Origin of the sequence: Micromonospora sp. WMMD1219 (genome assembly GCF_049315215.1) — a bacterium.
Taxonomy (GTDB): Bacteria; Actinomycetota; Actinomycetes; order Mycobacteriales; family Micromonosporaceae; genus Micromonospora; species Micromonospora tulbaghiae.
In genome coordinates this window covers 2605102-2623712 of the sequence record NZ_CP186057.1, presented here as the reverse complement: position 1 = coordinate 2623712, position 18611 = coordinate 2605102, and the positions used below count along the sequence as shown (strand labels likewise).

General features: G+C 73.4%; 18 protein-coding genes. 8 read left to right on the top strand and 10 right to left on the bottom strand.

Annotation, left to right across the window (positions count from 1 at the left end; translation table 11 throughout):
* The first annotated feature begins 14 nt into the window (after nt 1-14).
* The 3 genes from ACN27C_RS12620 (at nt 15) to ACN27C_RS12610 (ending at nt 3084) form a co-directional block, all read left to right on the top strand.
* On the top strand, nt 15-971 hold the full coding sequence (locus ACN27C_RS12620; protein ID WP_120573183.1) for an ABC transporter permease: 957 nt from the start codon (nt 15-17) through the stop codon (nt 969-971).
* Nucleotides 972-1034: 63 nt separating this feature from the next.
* Nucleotides 1035-2072: an ABC transporter ATP-binding protein gene (locus tag ACN27C_RS12615; RefSeq protein WP_262015840.1), complete on the top strand. Its 1038-nt coding sequence runs from the start codon at nt 1035-1037 to the stop codon at nt 2070-2072.
* Complete coding sequence (locus ACN27C_RS12610) at nt 2056-3084, top strand: ABC transporter ATP-binding protein (RefSeq protein WP_120573182.1); 1029 nt, start codon at nt 2056-2058, stop codon at nt 3082-3084. The genes ACN27C_RS12615 and ACN27C_RS12610 overlap by 17 nt, the downstream gene beginning before the upstream one ends.
* Before the next feature lie 219 nt (nt 3085-3303).
* Here ACN27C_RS12610 and ACN27C_RS12605 read toward each other — a convergent pair whose 3' ends face one another.
* The 3 genes from ACN27C_RS12605 to purN form a co-directional block, all read right to left on the bottom strand.
* A complete protein-coding gene (locus ACN27C_RS12605; protein ID WP_422751203.1) occupies nt 3304-3759 on the bottom strand; it encodes a hypothetical protein in 456 nt (151 codons plus the stop codon).
* 145 nt (nt 3760-3904) lie between these two features.
* Nucleotides 3905-5479, bottom strand: a complete 1575-nt coding sequence (gene purH, locus ACN27C_RS12600; protein ID WP_358175516.1) for a bifunctional phosphoribosylaminoimidazolecarboxamide formyltransferase/IMP cyclohydrolase — start codon at nt 5477-5479, stop codon at nt 3905-3907.
* Entirely contained in the window at nt 5476-6096 is a 621-nt protein-coding gene (gene purN, locus ACN27C_RS12595; RefSeq protein ID WP_120573179.1) for a phosphoribosylglycinamide formyltransferase, read from the bottom strand. The genes purH and purN overlap by 4 nt, the downstream gene beginning before the upstream one ends.
* A gap of 178 nt (nt 6097-6274) precedes the next feature.
* Here purN and ACN27C_RS12590 point away from each other — a divergent pair, with 178 nt between their 5' ends.
* Both ACN27C_RS12590 and ACN27C_RS12585 read left to right on the top strand, forming a co-directional pair.
* Nucleotides 6275-6571, top strand: a complete 297-nt coding sequence (locus tag ACN27C_RS12590) for a CD225/dispanin family protein (RefSeq protein ID WP_121683018.1) — start codon at nt 6275-6277, stop codon at nt 6569-6571.
* A gap of 35 nt (nt 6572-6606) precedes the next feature.
* The gene (locus ACN27C_RS12585) at nt 6607-7164 is read left to right on the top strand and encodes a DUF4190 domain-containing protein (protein WP_120573177.1); all 558 of its coding nucleotides are present in this window, start codon (nt 6607-6609) and stop codon (nt 7162-7164) included.
* 75 nt (nt 7165-7239) lie between these two features.
* On the opposite strand, the gene ACN27C_RS12580 is transcribed toward ACN27C_RS12585, so the two are convergent.
* Nucleotides 7240-8526 (bottom strand): DUF6350 family protein, encoded by a 1287-nt coding sequence (locus ACN27C_RS12580; protein WP_422751202.1) that lies wholly within the window; start codon nt 8524-8526, stop codon nt 7240-7242.
* Between the two features lie 158 nt (nt 8527-8684).
* Here ACN27C_RS12580 and ACN27C_RS12575 point away from each other — a divergent pair, with 158 nt between their 5' ends.
* Complete coding sequence (locus ACN27C_RS12575; RefSeq protein ID WP_120573175.1) at nt 8685-8954, top strand: DUF4190 domain-containing protein; 270 nt, start codon at nt 8685-8687, stop codon at nt 8952-8954.
* Nucleotides 8955-9010: 56 nt separating this feature from the next.
* Here the strand turns inward: ACN27C_RS12575 and sucD are convergent, their stop codons facing one another.
* The 3 genes from sucD to ACN27C_RS12560 form a co-directional block, all read right to left on the bottom strand.
* Nucleotides 9011-9898 carry a succinate--CoA ligase subunit alpha gene (gene sucD / locus ACN27C_RS12570; RefSeq protein WP_120573174.1) on the bottom strand — a complete coding sequence of 296 codons (888 nt, stop codon included), beginning with the start codon at nt 9896-9898 and terminating at the stop codon, nt 9011-9013.
* A 2-nt stretch (nt 9899-9900) separates the two neighbouring features.
* Nucleotides 9901-11079: an ADP-forming succinate--CoA ligase subunit beta gene (gene sucC / locus ACN27C_RS12565; RefSeq protein WP_073828859.1), complete on the bottom strand. Its 1179-nt coding sequence runs from the start codon at nt 11077-11079 to the stop codon at nt 9901-9903.
* Between the two features lie 468 nt (nt 11080-11547).
* Nucleotides 11548-11952: a cobalamin B12-binding domain-containing protein gene (locus tag ACN27C_RS12560; protein WP_120573173.1), complete on the bottom strand. Its 405-nt coding sequence runs from the start codon at nt 11950-11952 to the stop codon at nt 11548-11550.
* A gap of 402 nt (nt 11953-12354) precedes the next feature.
* Between ACN27C_RS12560 and ACN27C_RS12555 the strand changes: the two genes are divergently transcribed.
* Complete coding sequence (locus ACN27C_RS12555) at nt 12355-13065, top strand: M23 family metallopeptidase (protein ID WP_120573172.1); 711 nt, start codon at nt 12355-12357, stop codon at nt 13063-13065.
* 262 nt (nt 13066-13327) lie between these two features.
* Nucleotides 13328-14092 carry a M23 family metallopeptidase gene (locus tag ACN27C_RS12550; protein WP_422751201.1) on the top strand — a complete coding sequence of 255 codons (765 nt, stop codon included), beginning with the start codon at nt 13328-13330 and terminating at the stop codon, nt 14090-14092.
* A gap of 53 nt (nt 14093-14145) precedes the next feature.
* On the opposite strand, the gene ACN27C_RS12545 is transcribed toward ACN27C_RS12550, so the two are convergent.
* The 3 genes from ACN27C_RS12545 to pcrA form a co-directional block, all read right to left on the bottom strand.
* Complete coding sequence (locus tag ACN27C_RS12545; RefSeq protein ID WP_422751200.1) at nt 14146-15585, bottom strand: hypothetical protein; 1440 nt, start codon at nt 15583-15585, stop codon at nt 14146-14148.
* Nucleotides 15582-16112: a SigE family RNA polymerase sigma factor gene (locus ACN27C_RS12540; protein WP_233586163.1), complete on the bottom strand. Its 531-nt coding sequence runs from the start codon at nt 16110-16112 to the stop codon at nt 15582-15584. Before ACN27C_RS12540 ends, ACN27C_RS12545 begins: the two co-directional genes overlap by 4 nt.
* A 104-nt stretch (nt 16113-16216) precedes the next feature.
* Nucleotides 16217-18610 carry a DNA helicase PcrA gene (pcrA, locus tag ACN27C_RS12535; RefSeq protein ID WP_422751199.1) on the bottom strand — a complete coding sequence of 798 codons (2394 nt, stop codon included), beginning with the start codon at nt 18608-18610 and terminating at the stop codon, nt 16217-16219.
* Nucleotide 18611 lies beyond the last annotated feature (1 nt).

Sequence of the window (18611 nt, the reverse complement as noted above, 5' to 3'; positions counted from 1 at the left end):
AGCGAGGTGCCGCAGTGAGCGACTTCGAGACGGTGGCGGCCACGGAGAACCAGGCCGCGCGGCGCGGCGTCTCCGGCGAGCCGGGCACGCCGGGCCGGGCCGGGCGGCCGGACCGGGCCCGCAGCCTGGCCGGTGACGCCTGGCGGGACCTGCGCCGCAACCCGGTCTTCTGGATCAGCCTGCTCCTGGTGGTGCTGGTCGCCGCGATGGCGGTGGCGCCCGGGCTGTTCGCCGCCAACGACCCGCGCGACTGCGTGCTCTCCCGGCAGCACGCCGGGCCGTCCGGCGGGGCGATCTTCGGGTACGACTTCCAGGGCTGCGACACGTTCGCCCGGGCGGTCTACGGCGCCCGCGCCTCGCTGCTCGTGGGCGCGCTCTCCGCGCTGATCACCGGTGTGATCGCGCTCGTCGTCGGCATGCTCGCCGGCTACTTCGGCGGGTGGATCGACGCGGTGCTGTCCCGGGTGATCGACATCGTGCTCGGCATCCCGCTGCTGCTGGCCGCGATCGTGCTGCTCAAGCGCGTCAGCACCAGCGGCGACACGGTACGGCTGTTCGCGGTGATCCTCGTCCTGGCGCTGCTCGGCTGGACCACGGCGGCCCGGGTGGTCCGCTCCTCGGTGATCACCGCCCGGGAGCAGGACTACGTGGCGGCGGCCCGGATGCTCGGGGCGGGCAACGGCCGGATCATGTGGCGGCACATCCTGCCGAACGCGCTCGCCCCGGCCATCGTGGTGCTCACCATCGCGCTCGGGTCGTTCATCGCGGCCGAGGCGACGCTGAGCTTCCTCGGCATCGGGCTGAAGGCGCCGACCATCTCCTGGGGCATCGACATCGACGCCGGCCGGGTGCACATGCGGGAGTCGGCGACGCCGCTGATCGTGCCGTCGACGTTCCTCGCCCTGACCGTGCTCGCCTTCATCATGCTCGGCGACGCGATCCGCGACGCCTTCGACCCGAAGCTCCGGTGACATGCGAGCGCGAGGAGTGAGCGCAGCGAGCCCCGCAGTCGCGAGCGAAAGGCAGGCACAGCCATGACCCAGTCGTCGGTCCGGCCCACGCCGGCCTCACCCACGCCGCCCGGCGGGCACCTGCTGGAGGTACGGGACCTGCACGTCGAGTTCCGTACCCGGGAGGGCGTGGCCCGGGTGATCAACGGGGTGACGTACCACCTGGACGCCGGTGAGACGCTCGCGGTGCTGGGCGAGTCCGGCTCCGGCAAGTCCGTCACCGCGCAGGCGATCATGGGCATCCTGGACACCCCGCCCGCGTACGTGCGCGCCGGGCAGATCCTCTACCAGGGGCGGGACCTGCTCACCCGGCCGGAGGAGGAACGCCGGCAGATACGCGGCGCCGAGATCGCGATGATCTTCCAGGACGCGTTGTCGGCGTTGAACCCGGTCTTCCCGGTCGGCTGGCAGATCGGCGAGTCGCTGCGCGAGCGGGCCGGGATGTCGCGCGCCGACGCGCGCAGGCGCACCGTCGAGCTGATGGACCTGGTCCGGATCCCGGCCGCGGCGAAGCGGCTCGGCGACTACCCGCACCAGTTCTCCGGCGGCATGCGGCAACGCGTCATGATCGCCATGGCGCTGGCGCTGGACCCGAAGGTGCTGATCGCCGACGAGCCCACCACCGCGCTGGACGTCACGGTGCAGGCGCAGATCATGGACCTCCTTGCCGACCTGCGCCGGGACCTCGGCATGGCGCTCGTCCTGATCACCCACGACCTGGGCGTGGTCGCGGGTGTGGCGGACCGGATCGCGGTCATGTACGCGGGCCGCATCGTCGAGCACGCCGACGTGCACGCGCTGTACCGGGCGCCGGCCCACCCGTACACGAAGGGGTTGCTGGAGTCGATCCCGCGCCTGGACGTGCGCGGCCAGGCGCTGTCCAGCATCCGCGGGCTGCCGCCGAACCTGATGGCGATCCCGTCCGGCTGCCCGTTCCACCCCCGGTGCCCGTACGTCCAGCCGGTCTGTGTGGACGAGGTGCCGCACGACCTGGTGCTCGCCGACGGGCGGACCAGCGCGTGCCACTTCGCCCAGGAGGTGCACGATGACCGCGACGGCTGAACCCGCCAAGGTGCGCGGCGAGACGATCCTCGCCGTCGACCAGTTGGTCAAGCACTTCCCGATCAGCCAGGGCGTGCTGTTCAAGAAGACCATCGGCCAGGTCAAGGCCGTCGACGGCGTCTCGTTCGAGCTGCGGCGCGGCGAGACGCTCGGCGTGGTGGGCGAGTCCGGCTGCGGCAAGTCCACGCTGGCCCGGCTCCTCATGCGCCTGGAGACGCCGACGGCCGGGCGGGTCACGCTGGAGGGGCGCGACCTGCTCCGGGCGACCGGGGCGGACCTGCGCCGGCTGCGCCGGAACATGCAGATGGTGATGCAGGATCCGTACACCTCGCTGAACCCGCGGATGACCGTCGGCGACATCATCGGCGAGCCGTTCGAGATCCACCCGGAGGCCGCCCCGAAGCGCAGCCGGCGCCAGCGGGTGCAGGAGCTGCTGGACGTGGTCGGGCTCAACCCCGAGCACGTCAACCGCTACCCGCACCAGTTCTCCGGCGGCCAGCGGCAGCGCATCGGCATCGCCCGCGCGCTCGCGCTGCGGCCCGAGATCATCGTCTGCGACGAGCCGGTGTCGGCCCTGGACGTCTCGATCCAGGCCCAGGTGATCAACCTGCTGGAACAGCTCCAGGACGAGCTGGGGCTGTCCTACATCTTCATCGCGCACGATCTGTCGGTGGTGCGGCACATCTCCGACCGGGTGGCGGTGATGTACCTCGGCCGGATCGTGGAGATCGGCACCGAGGAGCAGATCTACCAGCGCGCGACCCACCCGTACACCCAGGCGCTGCTCTCGGCGGTGCCGGTGCCCGACCCGGAGGCCCGCGACCGGCGGACCATCATCCGGCTCACCGGCGACGTGCCGAGCCCGGCCGAGCCGCCGTCCGGCTGCCACTTCCGGACCCGCTGCTGGAAGGCCGAGGAGGTCTGCGCGACCCAGGACCCGCAGGCGGTGCCCCGCGCGGCGGACCCGCACCCCAGCGCCTGCCACTTCGCCGAGGTGCGCACCGAGGCGTGACGACGAAGGCCCCGTCCCCCGGAGGAAGAGGGGGCGGGGCCTCCGATGCGGGCACGCGTGCGGAAGGCGGACCCGGGACGAACCCGAGGCGGACCCGGCGGCGTGAGGCGCGCCGCCGTACCGGTGGACGGCAGCTCACGGCGGAACCGCCGGGTCGACGCGGCGGTTCCGGTCGGCGCGAGCGCGGCGTCCCGGTGCGGGCTGCGGGTTCGGTGCGGCTCAGGCGGCCGGCGGGGCCCGCGCGGCGAGCGGGCCGCGCGGCGGCAGCGGCACGACCGGCGGCCGGGGCGCGGCCACGACGGGTTCCGGCACGGCCGGGCCGGCCACGCGCGGGAGCGCGGCCGGGGCCAGGTCGTCCGGTCCGTCGGCGTAGCCGAGGCCGCCGCCGTGGTCGTGCCACGGCCCGGCGGCGAGCTCCGACCAGGAGATTTCGGGGTACGCGGCACGCAGCGCGACCGGGCTCGTTCCGCTCGCCGGGGCGGCGGCCGCAGCGGGCGGCGCGGCGGCGAACGCTTCGGCGGGTGGTGCGGCGGCGGGAGCGGGCCGCGCGGCGGCGAGCGCTTCGGCGGCCGCGGCGGCCGGCGCGGTGACCGCGGGCGCGGCGGCCGATCCCAGTCCGGCCAGGACGAACGCCAGCGTGACGACGACGGCGGTCAACCGGTCGCGAACGCGCATGGCACACCTGCCGGGCTCACAGACAGCGGAGACGGTCGATCGTCGCCGCGCACACGCTAGCAACCGCCTCCGGCGGCAGGCAACGGCACGGCGTCCGGGTGCGTCCGCCGTGTGGACGGCGGACGGCACCCGGACACCGGACCGGTCAGTGGAAGAAGTGCCGGGTGCCGGTGAGGTACATGGTCACGCCAGCCGCCTTGCAGGCCGCGATGGTCTCCTCGTCCCGGATCGAGCCGCCCGGCTGGACGATCGCCCGCACCCCGGCGTCGATGAGGATCTGCGGGCCGTCGGCGAACGGGAAGAACGCGTCCGAGGCGCAGACCGAGCCGCGGGCCCGCTCGTCACCGGCCCGGCTGACCGCGAGCCGCGCCGAGTCCACCCGGTTCACCTGGCCCATGCCGACGCCGACTGTGGCGCCGTCGCGGGCCAGCAGGATCGCGTTGCTCTTGACCGCGCGTACCGCCCGCCAGGCGAACGCCAGGTCGCGCAGCGTCGCCTCGTCGGCCGGGTCACCGGTGGCGAGCGTCCAGCCGGACGGGTCGTCGCCGGGCGCGTCGACGGCGTCCCGCATCTGCACCAGCACGCCGCCGCTGACCTGCCGCCACTCGGCCGGCCGGGTGGCGAACGCGGGCGCCCGCAGCAGCCGGATGTTCTTCTTGGCCCGCAGCACCTCCAGCGCGCCCTCGTCGAAGCCCGGCGCCACCAGCACCTCGGTGAAGATCTCCGCGACCTGACCGGCCAGCTCCACGCTCACCGGCCGGTTCACCGCGATCACGCCGCCGAACGCGGAGACCGGGTCGCAGGCGTGCGCCTTGCGGTGCGCCTCGGCCACGTCCGCGCCGACCGCGATGCCGCACGGGTTGGCGTGCTTGATGATCGCCACCGCCGGCTGGTCCGGGAAGTCGTTCGCGGCCCGCCAGGCGGCGTCCGCGTCGACGTAGTTGTTGTAGGACATCTCCTTGCCGTGCAACTGCTCGGCCTGGGCCAGCCCGGCCGGCGCGCCCGGGTCGGTGTAGAGCGCCGCCGCCTGGTGCGGGTTCTCGCCGTACCGCAGCACCGCCTGGCGGCGCAGCGCCAGGCCGGCGAACTCCGGCCAGCCGTCCTCGGCCGGCGACACACTGGTGGCGAACCAGTCGGCCACCGCGACGTCGTAGTCGGCGATGTCGGCGAACGCGCGGGCGGCGAGCGCCCGGCGCCGGGCCAGCGTGAAGCCGCCCTCGGCGAGCGCGGCCACCACCGCCGGGTACATGGCCGGGTCGGTCACCACCGCCACCGAGGCGTGGTTCTTCGCCCCGGCCCGCACCATCGCCGGACCCCCGATGTCGATCTGCTCCACGCACTCGTCGGCGTCGGCGCCGGAGGCGACGGTGGCCTGGAACGGGTAGAGGTTGGAGACCAGCAGGTCGATGCCGGCGATGCCGTGTTCGTCGAGCTGGGCGGCGTGCGTGTCCTTGCGCAGGTCGGCGAGGAGGCCGCCGTGGATCTTCGGGTGCAGCGTCTTGACCCGCCCGTCGAGGATCTCCGGGAAGCCGGTGACCTGCTCGACCGGCGTCACCGGCACCCCGGCGCCGGAGATCGTCGACGCGGTGCTCCCGGTCGACACGATCTCCACACCGGCCTCGTGCAGGGCGCGGGCCAGCTCGACCAGGCCGGTCTTGTCGTAGACGCTGACCAACGCGCGCCGGATCGGGCGGCGGCCGGCGTCCTCAGTGGCGTTCACGGGATGGTGACCTTTCTTCCGGTGATCGTCCAACCTTCACGGACCAGGCGGCCGACCTGCTCGACGAGCTGGCGCCGCTCGGCGGACTTGATGCGCTCGGTGAGCGCGTCCTCGTCGTCGTCGTCGTGCACCGGCACGGCGACCTGGGCCACGATCGGGCCGGTGTCCATGCCGGCGTCGACGAAGAACAGGGTGGCCCCGGTGACCTTGACGCCGTACGCCAGCGCGTCGCGGGGGCCGTGGATGCCGGGGAACGCCGGCAGCAGGGTGTTGTGCGTGTTGAGGTAGCGGTCGCCGAACGCGGCCAGGAACTCCGGGCCGACGAGCTTGAGGAACCCGGCGCTGATGACCAGGTCGGGCCGGTGCTCGGCGACCCGCGCGGTGAGCGCCTTGTCCCAGTCGGCGCGGGTGGGGTGGTCCTTGACGCGCTCGACGAAGGACGGCACACCCGCGGCGGCGGCCCGGTCCAGGCCGGCGATCCCGTCCCGGTCGGCGCCGACGGCGACCACCCGGGCGCCGTACCCGGGGTCGGCGGTGGCGTCCAGCAGCGCCTGGAGGTTGCTGCCGGAGCCGGAGACGAGGACGACGAGGCGGGCGACGGACGCGGGCTCGGTCACCGGGCAACCCTATCGGGCAGGTCAGGCGGCCCGGCCGCGGGGCGGCGGCCCATCGGGTGACCTCCCCGGTGGCGTGATCGCGGTACGCTGCCGGTCGCCCGGTGTCCGGCCCCGTGCCCGGCCCGCACCCCCAGTGAACCCGGCACGCCGCGTGCCGCCGGACCGAGGAGTAGTTCCCATGCAGCCCGGATACCCCCCGCAGCAGCCGCAGCAGATCGACAACAACATGACGATGTCCATCGTCGCGATCTTCCTGTTCTGGCCGCTCGCGATCCCGGCCATCATCAACGCGTCGAAGGTCAACCCGCTGATCCAGCAGGGTGACTACGCCGGCGCCCAGGCCGCAGCCGCCGAGTCCAAGAAGTGGTCCAAGTGGGCCCTCATCGTCGGTCTGATCTGGATCGCCGTCATCGTGGTGGGATGTTGCCTCCTCGGCGGCCTGGCTGGTCTCGCCGGCAACAGCGGCACGAACTGACCGACAACCCGAACCGACCTGAGGAGCACCCAGACATGCAGCCCGGTTACCCCGGACAGGACCCGTACGGCCAGCAGCCGAACCAGGACCCGACCGCCCAGCCGCACGACCCGTACGCCCAGCCGCCGCAGGCCCCGCAGTACGGCCAGCAGCCCCAGTACGGGCAGCAGCCGCAGTACGGCCAGCAGCCGACCTCGGGCCAGCCGTACGGCCAGCCCACCTCGGGTCAGCCCGCCTACGGCCAGGACCCGTACGCGCAGCAGCAGCCGCCGTACGGCGCCGCGCCGCAGTACCCGGGCGCGGGCTACCCGGCCGGGGCGGGTCAGACCCCGAACAACACGCTGGGCCTCGTGTCCATGATCCTCGGTATCGCCTCGATCCCGCTGGTCTGCTGCTTCTACCTCGGCATCCCGCTGGGTATCGCCGCTGTCGTCACCGGCTACCTGGGCCGCCAGAAGGCCGCGCAGGGGCTCGCCAACAACGACGGTCAGGCCAAGACCGGTCTGATCTGCGGCGCGGTCGGCGCCGGCCTGGGCATCATCCTGATCATCCTGGGCATCGTCGCCAACGTCAGCCTGCCGGCCCAGCCCTGATCCTCCGCCGTCCAGGGGCGTCCACCTTCCGGTGGGCGCCCCTGACGCGTCTCCGGGCCCCGGCGGCGGCGCGGGTCAGCGGGTGCGGGTCAGCGTGCGGGTGGCGGCGGCGCCGAGCACCGCGCCCACCCCGATCACGAGCGTGGCCACCACGGCCACCGCCCACGGCGACGGCCCGACCTCGGCCAGCCGGCCACCACCGAGCGACCCGCCGGAGGCCGCCGCGAACAGCCCCAGCAGCGCGCCGGCGACCGGTCCGGCGAGCGCGGCCGGAAGCAGCAGCGCCGGCCAGCCCACCTCGGCGCGTTCCTCGGCCGCCGCGCGCAGCAGCCGCCGGGCCAGCAGCCAGCCGGCCGCCATCGCGGCCAGCACCGGCACCGCCAGCAGCGCGCCACCCAGCCCGTCCATCGGCCCGCGCGGCAGGCCGGCCAGCAACGGTACGGCCGGCAGCGCGCCCACGGAGACCTCACTCGTACGGACGGCGGTGTCGGTGCCGACCGCGAACCCGGGACCGAGCAGATAGCTCGCCGACCAGGCGGTGGCGTTGGGCGCGTAGGCGATGCTGACCAGGGTGATGCCGGCCTGACCGGCCACCCCGGTCCGGTACGCCCCGATCATGTCGGCCGCGTCGCCGCCACCGGTGGCCACCGCCAGTCCGGCCGCGCCGGCGCCCGCGCCGCACAGCAGCAGCGCGGCGACGAGTCCGGTGCGCAGACCGTCGCGCACCGGCGGTGGGCAGCGCGCCGCCAGCAGCGCCCACACGCCTGTGGTGCGCAGCGCGCCGACCAGGGCGGCGGGTATGCCGAACGCGGCGAATGTGAGCGCGGCGGTGACCGGGGAGACCCCCAGGCCGCCCGCGTCGACGGCGAACGCGGCGAACGCGCCGAGCAGCGCGTACCCGATGCCGACCGCGACCGCGACGGTGAGCGCCTGGCGGGGCGAGCCGGCGCCGCGCGCGCCGACGGCCCGGCTGACGTGCACCCCGGCGCGGGTGAGCCGCCAGACGGCGAGCGCGCTGAGCGCGAGCGGCGTGAGGCCCAGCGGGCCGGCGGTGGTGCCCAACGGCACGCCGTGCCCGAGCAGCCATCCGGCCAGGCCGGCACGCAACGCGCCGCCGAACGATCCGGCGTCCTCGCTGAGCTGGGCGAGGCCCAGCACGGCGGAGACCGGCAGCCAGGAGGTCAGCGCCGCCCAGAGCGCGGCCACCCCGGCGGCGACCGGCAGCGGGGCCCGGCTGCGGGGCTCCTCACCCGTTCGGGGCGCGGGCACCCGGGCGGCCGGACGGGCACGGCCGGGCGGCCGGACGCCGGCGGGGGGACCGGTGGCCGGACGGCGGGGCTGGTCAGGGGTGACGCGTGACATCGTGTCTACTCTGGCACGCCGCGCGGAGGACGGCAGTCCGATACCCGGTCGGCAGCGTGGCGAGTTCGCCGAACCCCGGTCCCACGGCGGTGATCCGGTCTAGCCTCGGCCTCAGACGCGACCGTTCCCGTCGCGGTGCCGACCGCTCGGAGGAAGCCGTGAACGCTCCGTACCCGCCGCCCCCGCCGCCACCGGCCGTCGGCCGGGACCGGACCACGCTCTGGGGCGTCCTCGGCATCGTCTTCGGCCTGTTCTGCTGCGGCATCCTGGGCATCGTCTTCGGCGCGCTGTCGATCCGCGACGCCCGGCGCAACGGCAAGTCCCAGTTGCTGGGCTGGCTGGCCATCGCGTTCGGTGTGATCAACATCGTCGCCAGCGCCATCGTGCGCGCCCGGGGCAACTCGTACTACCCGTACTGGTACCGCTGAACGCGAGGGGGCCGACCGGTTCCCCGGTCGACCCCTCGGCACGTCGCTCCGACCGCTCAGCGGCCGGACATGATCTCCCGCATCAGGTTGGCGGTCTCGGTCGGGGTCTTGCCGACCTTGACGCCCACCGCCTCCAGCGCCGCCTTCTTGGCGTCGGCGGTGCCCGCCGAGCCCGAGATGATCGCGCCGGCGTGGCCCATGGTCTTGCCGGGCGGGGCGGTGAAGCCGGCGATGTAGCCGACCACCGGCTTGGTGACGTTGGCCTTGATGAACTCGGCCGCCCGCTCCTCGGCGTCGCCGCCGATCTCGCCGATCATGACGATGGCGTCGGTCTCCGGGTCCGCCTCGAAGGCGGCCAGGGCGTCGATGTGGGTGGTGCCGATGATCGGGTCACCGCCGATGCCGACGCAGGTGGAGAAGCCGATGTCGCGCAGCTCGTACATCATCTGGTAGGTCAGCGTGCCGCTCTTGCTGACCAGGCCGATCCGGCCGGAGCCGGTGATGTCGGCCGGGATGATGCCGGCGTTCGACGCGCCCGGCGAGGCGATGCCCGGGCAGTTCGGGCCGATGATCCGGGTGCGCTCGCCCTTGGACTTGTTGTACGCCCAGAACGCGGCGGTGTCGTGCACCGGGACGCCCTCGGTGATCACCACGGCCAGGTCGATGCCGGCGTCGATCGCCTCGACCACGGCGGCCTTGGTGAACTGCGGCGGCACGAAGATGACAGTGACGTCCGCGCCGGTGGACTTCATCGCGTCCGCGACGGAGGCGAAGACGGGCAGCTCGGTGCCGTCGAAGTCGACAGTGGTGCCGGCCTTGCGCGGGTTGACGCCGCCGACCACGTTGGTGCCGGCGGCGAGCATCCGCCGGGTGTGCTTGGAACCCTCGGAACCGGTCATCCCCTGCACGATGACCTTGGAGTCCTTGGTCAGCCAGATAGCCATTGTCAGACCCCCGCAGCTGCCAGCTCGGCGGCCCGCTCGGCCGCGCCGTCCATGGTGTCGACCCGCTGGATCAGCGGGTTGGCCGCGCCGTCGAGGATCGCCCGACCGGCCTCGGCGTTGTTGCCGTCGAGGCGGACGACGAGCGGCTTGGTGGCCTTCTCGCCGCGCTGCTCCAGCAGCGCCAGCGCCTGCACGATGCCGTTGGCGACCGCGTCACAGGCGGTGATGCCGCCGAAGACGTTGACGAAGACGCTCTTGACCGACGGGTCGGACAGGACGATCTCCAGGCCGTTCGCCATCACCTCGGCGCTCGCGCCGCCGCCGATGTCGAGGAAGTTGGCCGGCTTGACGCCGCCGTGCCGCTCGCCCGCGTAGGCGACCACGTCGAGCGTGGACATGACCAGGCCCGCGCCGTTGCCGATGATGCCGACCTCGCCGTCGAGCTTGACGTAGTTGAGGTCCTTGGCCTTCGCGGCCTGCTCCAGCGGGTCCACCGACGCCTGGTCGACCAGGGCCTCGTGGTCCGGGTGCCGGAACGCGGCGTTCTCGTCCAGGGTGACCTTGGCGTCCAGGAGCAGCAGCTTGCCGTCCTTGGTGGTGGCCAGCGGGTTCACCTCGACGAGCGTGGCGTCCTCGGCCACGAACGCCTGCCACAGCTTGACCGCGACGTCGACCACCTGGTCGGCGATCTCGGCCGGGAAGCCGGCCGCGGTGACGATCTCGCGCGCCTTGGCCTCGTCCACGCCGGTGTTGGCGTCGATCGGCGCCTTCACGACCCGCTCCGGGGTCTCGGCCGCGACCTGCTCGATGTCCATACCGCCGGCCACGCTGGCGATGCAGAGGAAGGTGCGGTTCGCCCGGTCGAGCAGGTACGAGAAGTAGTACTCCTCGGCCACGTCCGCGGTCACGGTGATCATGACCTTGTGGACGGTGTGACCCTTGATGTCCATGCCGAGGATGTCGGTGGCGCGGGCCACCGTCTCCTCCGCGCCCTCGGCCAGCTTCACGCCGCCGGCCTTGCCGCGGCCACCGACCTTCACCTGCGCCTTGACGACCACCCGGCCGCCGAGGCGTTCGGCGATCGCGCGGGCCTCCTCCGGGGTAGTGGCGACGCCGCCGGCGAGCACGGGCAAGCCGTGCCGCTCGAACAGGTCCCGCCCCTGGTACTCGTACAGGTCCACGATTGCGCGTCCCGTCCCGTCTCCGCGGCGCGCCGTCGCGCCGCCACCAGCTTCGGAAAATCAGTTTGACGCCTGTCATCAGATGAGACAGGCCATTTGCCGCAGCCTAACGAGATGGGAACGGGCGGCAACCGAGCGGGTGCGGGGTGTGCGGTAATGCACAGGCCGGCGCCGGCCGGGCCGATCACCGCCGCGCCGGCGCACACGGGCGTCAGCCGTCCGGGGGATGTCCGGGCCGGGGCGTAACCGCCCGTCGGGGGCGTCGTTGAGTGTGATGTCGGCGCGCTGGTCAAGCGCGACGACGGGAGCGGCCGATGCCCTGTCGGTCGAGGGGTGGCGGCGGGGCATCGTGCATAGAGGGGCCGGGCGTGTGAGGGGTGCGTCCGGCCCCTCCCCCGTGCCCGGACCCGGAAACGCAGGGGCCGGGAACGTAGGGGCCGGGGACGCAGGGGCCGGGGACGCGGCGGGTCAGCCGACCGGCTGGGCGACGTTCTCCCGCACCCACTCGACGATCGACCCGGTGGTGGCGCCCGGGGTGAAGATCTTCGCGACGCCGAGCCGCTCCAGCTCCGGGATGTCGGCCTCGGGGATGATGCCGCCGCCGAACACCACGATGTCGGTGGCGTCGCGCTCGGCGAGCAGTTCGACGACGCGCTTGAACAGCGTCATGTGCGCGCCGGAGAGCACCGAGAGGCCGACCGCGTCCGCGTCCTCCTGGATCGCGGTCTCGACGATCTGCTCGGGCGTCTGGTGCAGGCCGGTGTAGATGACCTCCATGCCCGCGTCCCGCAGGGCGCGTGCGACGACCTTCGCGCCCCGGTCGTGGCCGTCCAGGCCGGGCTTCGCGACGACGACCCGGATACGAGAGCTCATCTGCGCACACCTTTCACCGGCACTCCTGACCTGAACGAACGGTAACCCGGCCGGGCGGGGGGCGGGAAGCCGGGCCGGACCTTCCCACATACGAGCCGTCCCCCTACCGCCCTCCCGGGTACGCGGAAAGCCGGACACCTCCGCCGTTCGGTCACTGTCCGCGACGAACGGGCAGTCGACAGGCCATCCGACCGGCGGCACGAGATATGACAAGGTCGGATGGAATTGGACATAACGAATCAGCACTTCGGCGCTTCAGCTTGTGACAGGAGTGGCGGTTGGCTAACGTGTCCACGGTTGTCATCAGGTCCACGGACGGGTGACGACGCGACACCGGAGGTTCGACCGAGCTTCACCGAACGGTCCGGAGTCGCATCGGATCCCCGACAACGGAGGGTGTGCGTGCGCCAGCGCCTGTCGTCTGAGCCCGATCGCTATCGCGGCCGCCGCCGCGTACCCACCCCCCCGCGGAGCCGCTACGCCGCGGTGGTCACCACCGCGTTCGTCGGCGCCGGCATCGTCGCCATCGGCGCGAACGCCCTGCCCGACGCCAAGAGCGTCAGCCCGTCGGTCCTCGACGAGCTCCGGCAGGCCTCGGTCGCCAGCCAGGACGCCGCCGACCGCGGCAAGAGCGCGGACACCGCCTCCCGCTCCGACCGCTCCGACAGCAAAGCCGCCGAGCAGGACCCGTGGCTCCTGCCGCTGCACGGCTACGACTTCAAGTCCCCGTACGGCATGCGCTGGGGCAAGCTGCACACCGGCATCGACCTGGTCGCCCCGGAGGGCACGCCCTACAAGGCGGTCCACGCCGGCACCGTCAGCAAGGCCGGCTGGTTCGGCGGCTACGGCTACGCCGTCATCGTGAAGCACTCCGACGGCAGCGAGGCCATCTACGGCCACTCCTCCGCCGTGACGGTCAAGGAGGGCCAGGAGGTGAAGGCCGGCGACCAGCTCGGCCTGGTCGGCAACACCGGCCACTCCTACGGCTCCCACCTGCACCTGGAGATCCATGTCAAGGGCCAGCCGCAGGACCCGGTGGCGTTCCTCAAGGACCGCGGAGTGGACATTCAGCTCGAAGTCGAGGAAGTTTACAGCGACGTAGCCGCGTCCTGACTCTCCGTACGCCCCTTCACCGCCCGGATCGCATGGTCCGGGCGGTTTCGTCTGTGCCGATGTCTGCCAGGTCACACCGACGGGTGTGAGCGGGAGCACATCGACCGATGATCGTCTCTTCGACCGAACCGGCCGGCCGGTTCGAAACCGGACGCGCGGCGGCAGCGCGGACCACCGCCTCCACACCCCCGATACCCGCTGCGACCTGCACCGACACCAGTATTTCGAGGTCACGTGCCCCTCGAAACCGATGAAGGATCCCGTGCAGCACAGCAGCCCCACCCCGGACAACGCTCCCGCCCGGCACCGGCGCCCGCGCCGCGCCCGGCGCACCGTTTACGTGGTCACCGGCGCGGTGGCCCTGCTCGGCCTCGGCATCGGTGGCGTGGTCGCCACCACCGCCCCGTCCGACCCGACGCCCGCCGCCGTCGACCTCGGCGCAGCGGCCCGCGCCGACGACGCCGCCCGCGCCGACCGTTCGGACCGCCAGCCGGTCACCCCGTCCGCCGTACCGGCCAGCCCGTCGCCGAGCCCGAGCGCCGGCGCGACCAGCCCGGCGCCGAAGAGGACGGCGACCGCGAAGCCCAAGCCGAAGCCGACGAAGAAGAAGACAGCGGCGAAGAAGCCGACCTGGGTCATCCCGATGAAGGGCGCCGACATCACGTCCTGCTACGGGCCCCGCTGGGGCACCCAGCACGCCGGTATCGACTTCGCCATGCCCTCCGGCACGCCGATCCACGCCGCCGCCGCCGGCACCGTGGTCAAGGCCGGCGACGTGGGCGACGGCTACGGCATCTCGGTCTTCATCGACCACCACAACGGCTACCTGACCCACTACGCCCACCAGAGCCGGCTCGCCGTCGGCGTCGGCGACACGGTCAAGGCCGGTCAGGTCATCGGCTACGAGGGCTCCACCGGCGACTCCACCGGCCCGCACCTGCACTTCGAGGTGCACCAGGGCGCGATGTGGAACCAGATCGACCCGGCGCCGTTCCTGCGTGCCCGGGGCATCAGCGTCGCCTGCTGACGCGGGTGATCCATCGGCGTGGCCGAGCCGTCCCCGGCTCGGCCACGCCTGCGTCAGGGGGTCACCCGGGTGGCCGGGCTGTCGCCGGGCAGGCCCGACATGTCCGTCTCGACCGGCGGCACCGGAGTGGCGCCGAGGACGCTGCCGTCGGTGGCGTACGCGGTGAGGGTGGCCGGCTGGTCCGGCGGTACCCGGGTGGTGCCCACCTTCGACGCGTCGAGCGCTACGGCGACCGGAGGCGCGCCGCCGACCGTGACCGTGACCCGGGCCGCGTCCGGCGGGGCGATCACCCGCACCTGGCCGGTGGGCGGACGGGTGCCGCCGTCGGCCCGGATCCGCCAGCCGACCGGCCGCCGGTCGGCGCCCTCGGCCGGCAGCAGCAGCCGCAGGTCGATCCCCCAGCCGGTGCGGTGGTCGCCGTGCATCGCGTACGCGATCACCCCGCCGCCTGCGGGCTGCACGGTGAGCAGCGCGGCGGGCCGGCCGCCCTCGGTGCCCGACCACAGCACCCGTACCGTCGTCCCGGCCACCGGGAGGCGGCTGTCGAGGAGCGCCCATCCGGCGACGTCGCGCAGGTCGGCGTCGGCCATCGGCGTGCCTCGGGCGCCCCGCCGGGCGGCGGTGAGCAGGACGTCCATCTCCCGCGCGGTCGGGTCGATTCCGGCGTACGGGCCGCCGCCCAGGCCGCCCTGGAAGAGCACATGGTTGTCGTCGCCGACCCGGACGACGGGTTCGTGCCGCAGCGGCCCGGGAGGCAGGACGGCGAAGCCGACCCCGCTGCCGTCCGCCCGCGCGATGTCCTCGTACTCCAGCGTTCCCCTCGGCGTGTACCGGGGGTCGCCACTGATCGTCACGGTGGAGCCCGGGGGCCCGACGACGACCGCGAATGCTCCCCCGTCCGGACCGGCCTGCATCAGCGTCATGACCGGGTCGTCGGCGGCCTCGCTGTGACCGGCGTAGCGCATCTGCCCGGCGTCGGCACCGGCCGGGCCCGCGTACCAGACCAGCGTCTCCTTGGTGAGCAGGCCGAACCGCAGCGGCACCGCCACCAGTGCGACCCGGCGGCCCGGCCGGTCACTGCCGTAGAGCAGACGGATCCGGTCGCGATCCCCGACCTTCCAGAAGCCGTCCGTCTTCGAGCCGCCCGGTGCGGTGGGGCGGCCCATCGCCGGATCGGCGCTGATCCGCTCCCGTAGCGTGTCCAGCCAGGCCCGGTCGCCGGCGAGCGCGCCCCGGGGCGGCGCGTCGAGCAGCGCCGCCGGGGCGGCGGCGACCGCGATGCCGGGCGCCCAGCCCGGGAGGGGCACCACGTTGGCCTGGACCCCGACGAGCGCGGCCACGACCGCTGCCACAGCCGCCCGGATCAGCCGGTTGCGCCGGTGCCGTCGCTCGCGCCGGGCGAACCCCGGCCACGGGTCCTCGGGTACGCCGACACCGTGCGCGGCCTGGCACAGCGCGGGACCGAGCGTCGAACGGGCGAAGTTCTCGGTCATGCCGGATCCTCCTGGAGCCGTACCGGGGACGCAGGGGCGGGCGGGGCGAACTCGACCCGCAGCCGGGCCAGCCCGCGCGACGCCTGGCTCTTCACCGAGCCGACGGAGCAGCCGAGAACCCGGGCGGTGTCCGCCTCGCTGAGGTCCTCGAAGTAGCGCAGCACCAGAACGGCCTGGGTTCTGGGCGGTAGCCGGCGCAGCGCGGCGAGCAGCAGTCGCCGCTGCTCCACCTGCGCGTACGCGTCAGGCACCGGCGCGCTGTCGGAGGTCAGCAGCGGCACCTCCAGCGGCCGCCGCCGGCGCCGCCACGAGATGGCCGTGTTGACCATCGCCCGGCGCACGTAGACCTCGGGCGCGTCTCTGCGCAGCACCCTCCCCCAGCGCCGATGGGTCTTCTCCAGCGCTGACTGGACCAGGTCCTCGGCTGTCCCCCGGTCGCCGGTCAGCAGGTAGGCGGTGCGGACCAGCCGTCCCCACTGTGCTTGGACGAACAGCCGGAACTGTTCGTCGTCCTCGTCGCGACTCACGCCACCTCCAGGTCGCATCCGTCTCGCGTCCACGAGTGGATGCAGGGTGAGACGCGATCGGTGACGTCCGGGGTTGAGTGCGGGCGGTCAGGACCGCCCGACGCTCAGAGCTTGTCGATCGGGGCGTGCCGCAGCACCAGCCACATGGTCTGGTCGCCGAAGTCGATCTGGGCCCGGGCGCCCGGCCCGGCACCCTCCACCGCCAGCACCCGGCCCAGGCCGTACCGCTGGTGGTTGACCCGGTCGCCCACCGAGACCTTCGGGGCCTGCTTCAGCTCGCTCGCGGTGGCCAGGCGGCTGGCGTCCACGCCCAGCCGCTTCGCCAGCTCGGTCGCCTTGGGCGTGCCGCCGGCGAAGCCGCCGCGGCCCAGCCGGTCCGCGCGGCCGCCGACGCCGCCGCCCCCGCCACCCCACGAGGTGTACGACCCCTCGGTGCGCTCCCAGCGGACCAGCTCCGGCGGCAGCTCCTCCAGGAACCGCGACGGCGGGTTGTAGGCGGGCGCGCCCCAGGCCGACCGGGTCACCGCGCGGGACAGGTAGAGGCGCTGGCGGGCCCGGGTAATGCCCACGTACGCCAGCCGCCGCTCCTCCTCCAGCTCACGGGTGTCGCCGAGCGAGCGCAGGTGCGGGAAGACGCCGTCCTCCAGGCCGGTCAGGAAGACCACCGGGAACTCCAGGCCCTTGGCGGTGTGCAGCGTCATCAGCGTGACGACACCCTGGTGGTCCGGGTCGTCGGAGGGGATCTGGTCGGCGTCGGCGACGAGCGCCACCTGCTCCAGGAAACCGGCGAGCGTGGCCCGCTCGTCGTCGGCACCGAGCGCCTCGATCCGCTCGGTGTACTCCCGCGCGACGCTCACCAGTTCCTGGAGGTTGTCCACCCGGCCGGCGTCCTGCGGGTCGAGGCTCTCCTCCAGCTCGGCCAGGTAGCCGGAGCGGGTCAGCACCGCCTCCAGCACCTCCTCCGGCGTGCCGGTGTCGGCCAGCTCCCGCGCCGCGTCGAGCAACGCGACGAACTCGGCGATGCCGTTCGCCGCCCGGGTGGAGATGCCCGGCGCGTCCTTGGCCCGGCGCAGCGCGGCGCCGAAGGAGATGCGGTCCCGCGCGGCCAGCGCCTCCACACACGCCTCGGCCCGCTCGCCGATGCCCCGGCGCGGGGTGTTGAGCACCCGGCGCAGGCTGACCGTGTCGTCGTCGTTCACCACCGCGCGCAGGTACGCGAGCGCGTCGCGGACCTCCTTGCGCTCGTAGAAGCGCACCCCGCCGACCACCTTGTAGGGCAGGCCGACCCGGATGAACACCTCCTCGAACACCCGGGATATGGCGTTGGTGCGGTAGAACACCGCCACGTCACCCGGGCGGGTCTCGCCGTCGTCGACCAGCCGGTCGATCTCCCGGGCCACCCAGTCGGCCTCGGCGTGCTCGGTGTCGGCGACGTACCCGACGATCTGCTCGCCGGACCCGGCGTCGCTCCACAGCCGCTTCGGCTTCCGGGAGGTGTTCCGGTCGATCACCGCGTTGGCCGCGTTGAGGATGGTCTGGGTCGAGCGGTAGTTCTGCTCCAGCAGGATCGTGCGGGCGTCGGTGAAGTCCCGCTCGAACTCCAGGATGTTGCGGATGGTGGCGCCGCGGAACGCGTAGATCGACTGGTCGGCGTCACCGACCACGCACAGCTCGGCCGGCGGGATCCCCTCGGTCCCGGAGACCAGCTCCTTGATCAGCACGTACTGGGCGTGGTTGGTGTCCTGGTATTCGTCCACCAGCACGTGCCGGAACCGGCGCCGGTAGCTCTCCGCCACGTGCGGGTGCGACTGGAGCAGGTGCACCGTCGTCATGATCAGGTCGTCGAAGTCCAGCGCGTGCGCCTCGCGCAGCCGCCGCTGGTAGAGCGTGTACGCCTCGGCCAGCGCCCGCTCGTTCGGCCCCTTGGCCCGGCCGGCGAACTCCTCCGGGTCGACCAGCTCGTTCTTCAGGTTCGACACCTGGGCGGCCAGGCCCCGGGCCGGGTAGCGCTTCGGGTCCAGGTCCAGCTCGCGGGCGACCATCTGCATCAACCGGCGCGAGTCGTCCGCGTCGTAGATCGAGAACGTCGACTTCAGGCCGGCGTGCTCGTGCTCGGCCCGCAGGATGCGTACGCAGGCGGAGTGGAACGTCGAGACCCACATGAGCCGGGCGCGCGGGCCGACCAGCGCGGCCACCCGCTCCTTCATCTCACCGGCGGCCTTGTTGGTGAACGTGATCGCGATGATCTCGCCGGGGTGCACGTCGCGGGCGGCGAGCAGGTAGGCGATCCGGTTGGTCAGCACCCGGGTCTTGCCGGACCCGGCGCCGGCCACGATCAGCAGCGGGGAGCCGGCGTGGGTCACCGCGTCCCGTTGGGGGCCGTTCAGGCCGTCGAGGAGGGCCTGCGGGTCCGACCCGGCGCCCGCAGGGCGGCGGGCCGGGGTGGGCCGGGACTCCGGCGCGGGCGGGGACGCGGGAATGTCGAAGAGAGGATGCATC

What these genes read in the sequence shown, in the direction of transcription:
- ACN27C_RS12545 (WP_422751200.1), bottom strand. Translation starts at nt 15,585, where the DNA reads ATGACCGAGAACTTCGCCCGTTCGACGCTCGGTCCCGCGCTGTGCCAG.
- ACN27C_RS12605 (WP_422751203.1), bottom strand. Translation starts at nt 3,759, where the DNA reads ATGCGCGTTCGCGACCGGTTGACCGCCGTCGTCGTCACGCTGGCGTTC.
- ACN27C_RS12585 (WP_120573177.1), top strand. Translation starts at nt 6,607, where the DNA reads ATGCAGCCCGGTTACCCCGGACAGGACCCGTACGGCCAGCAGCCGAAC.
- ACN27C_RS12615 (WP_262015840.1), top strand. Translation starts at nt 1,035, where the DNA reads ATGACCCAGTCGTCGGTCCGGCCCACGCCGGCCTCACCCACGCCGCCC.
- ACN27C_RS12560 (WP_120573173.1), bottom strand. Translation starts at nt 11,952, where the DNA reads ATGAGCTCTCGTATCCGGGTCGTCGTCGCGAAGCCCGGCCTGGACGGC.
- ACN27C_RS12580 (WP_422751202.1), bottom strand. Translation starts at nt 8,526, where the DNA reads ATGTCACGCGTCACCCCTGACCAGCCCCGCCGTCCGGCCACCGGTCCC.
- pcrA (WP_422751199.1), bottom strand. Translation starts at nt 18,610, where the DNA reads ATGCATCCTCTCTTCGACATTCCCGCGTCCCCGCCCGCGCCGGAGTCC.
- ACN27C_RS12610 (WP_120573182.1), top strand. Translation starts at nt 2,056, where the DNA reads ATGACCGCGACGGCTGAACCCGCCAAGGTGCGCGGCGAGACGATCCTC.
- sucD (WP_120573174.1), bottom strand. Translation starts at nt 9,898, where the DNA reads ATGGCTATCTGGCTGACCAAGGACTCCAAGGTCATCGTGCAGGGGATG.
- ACN27C_RS12590 (WP_121683018.1), top strand. Translation starts at nt 6,275, where the DNA reads ATGCAGCCCGGATACCCCCCGCAGCAGCCGCAGCAGATCGACAACAAC.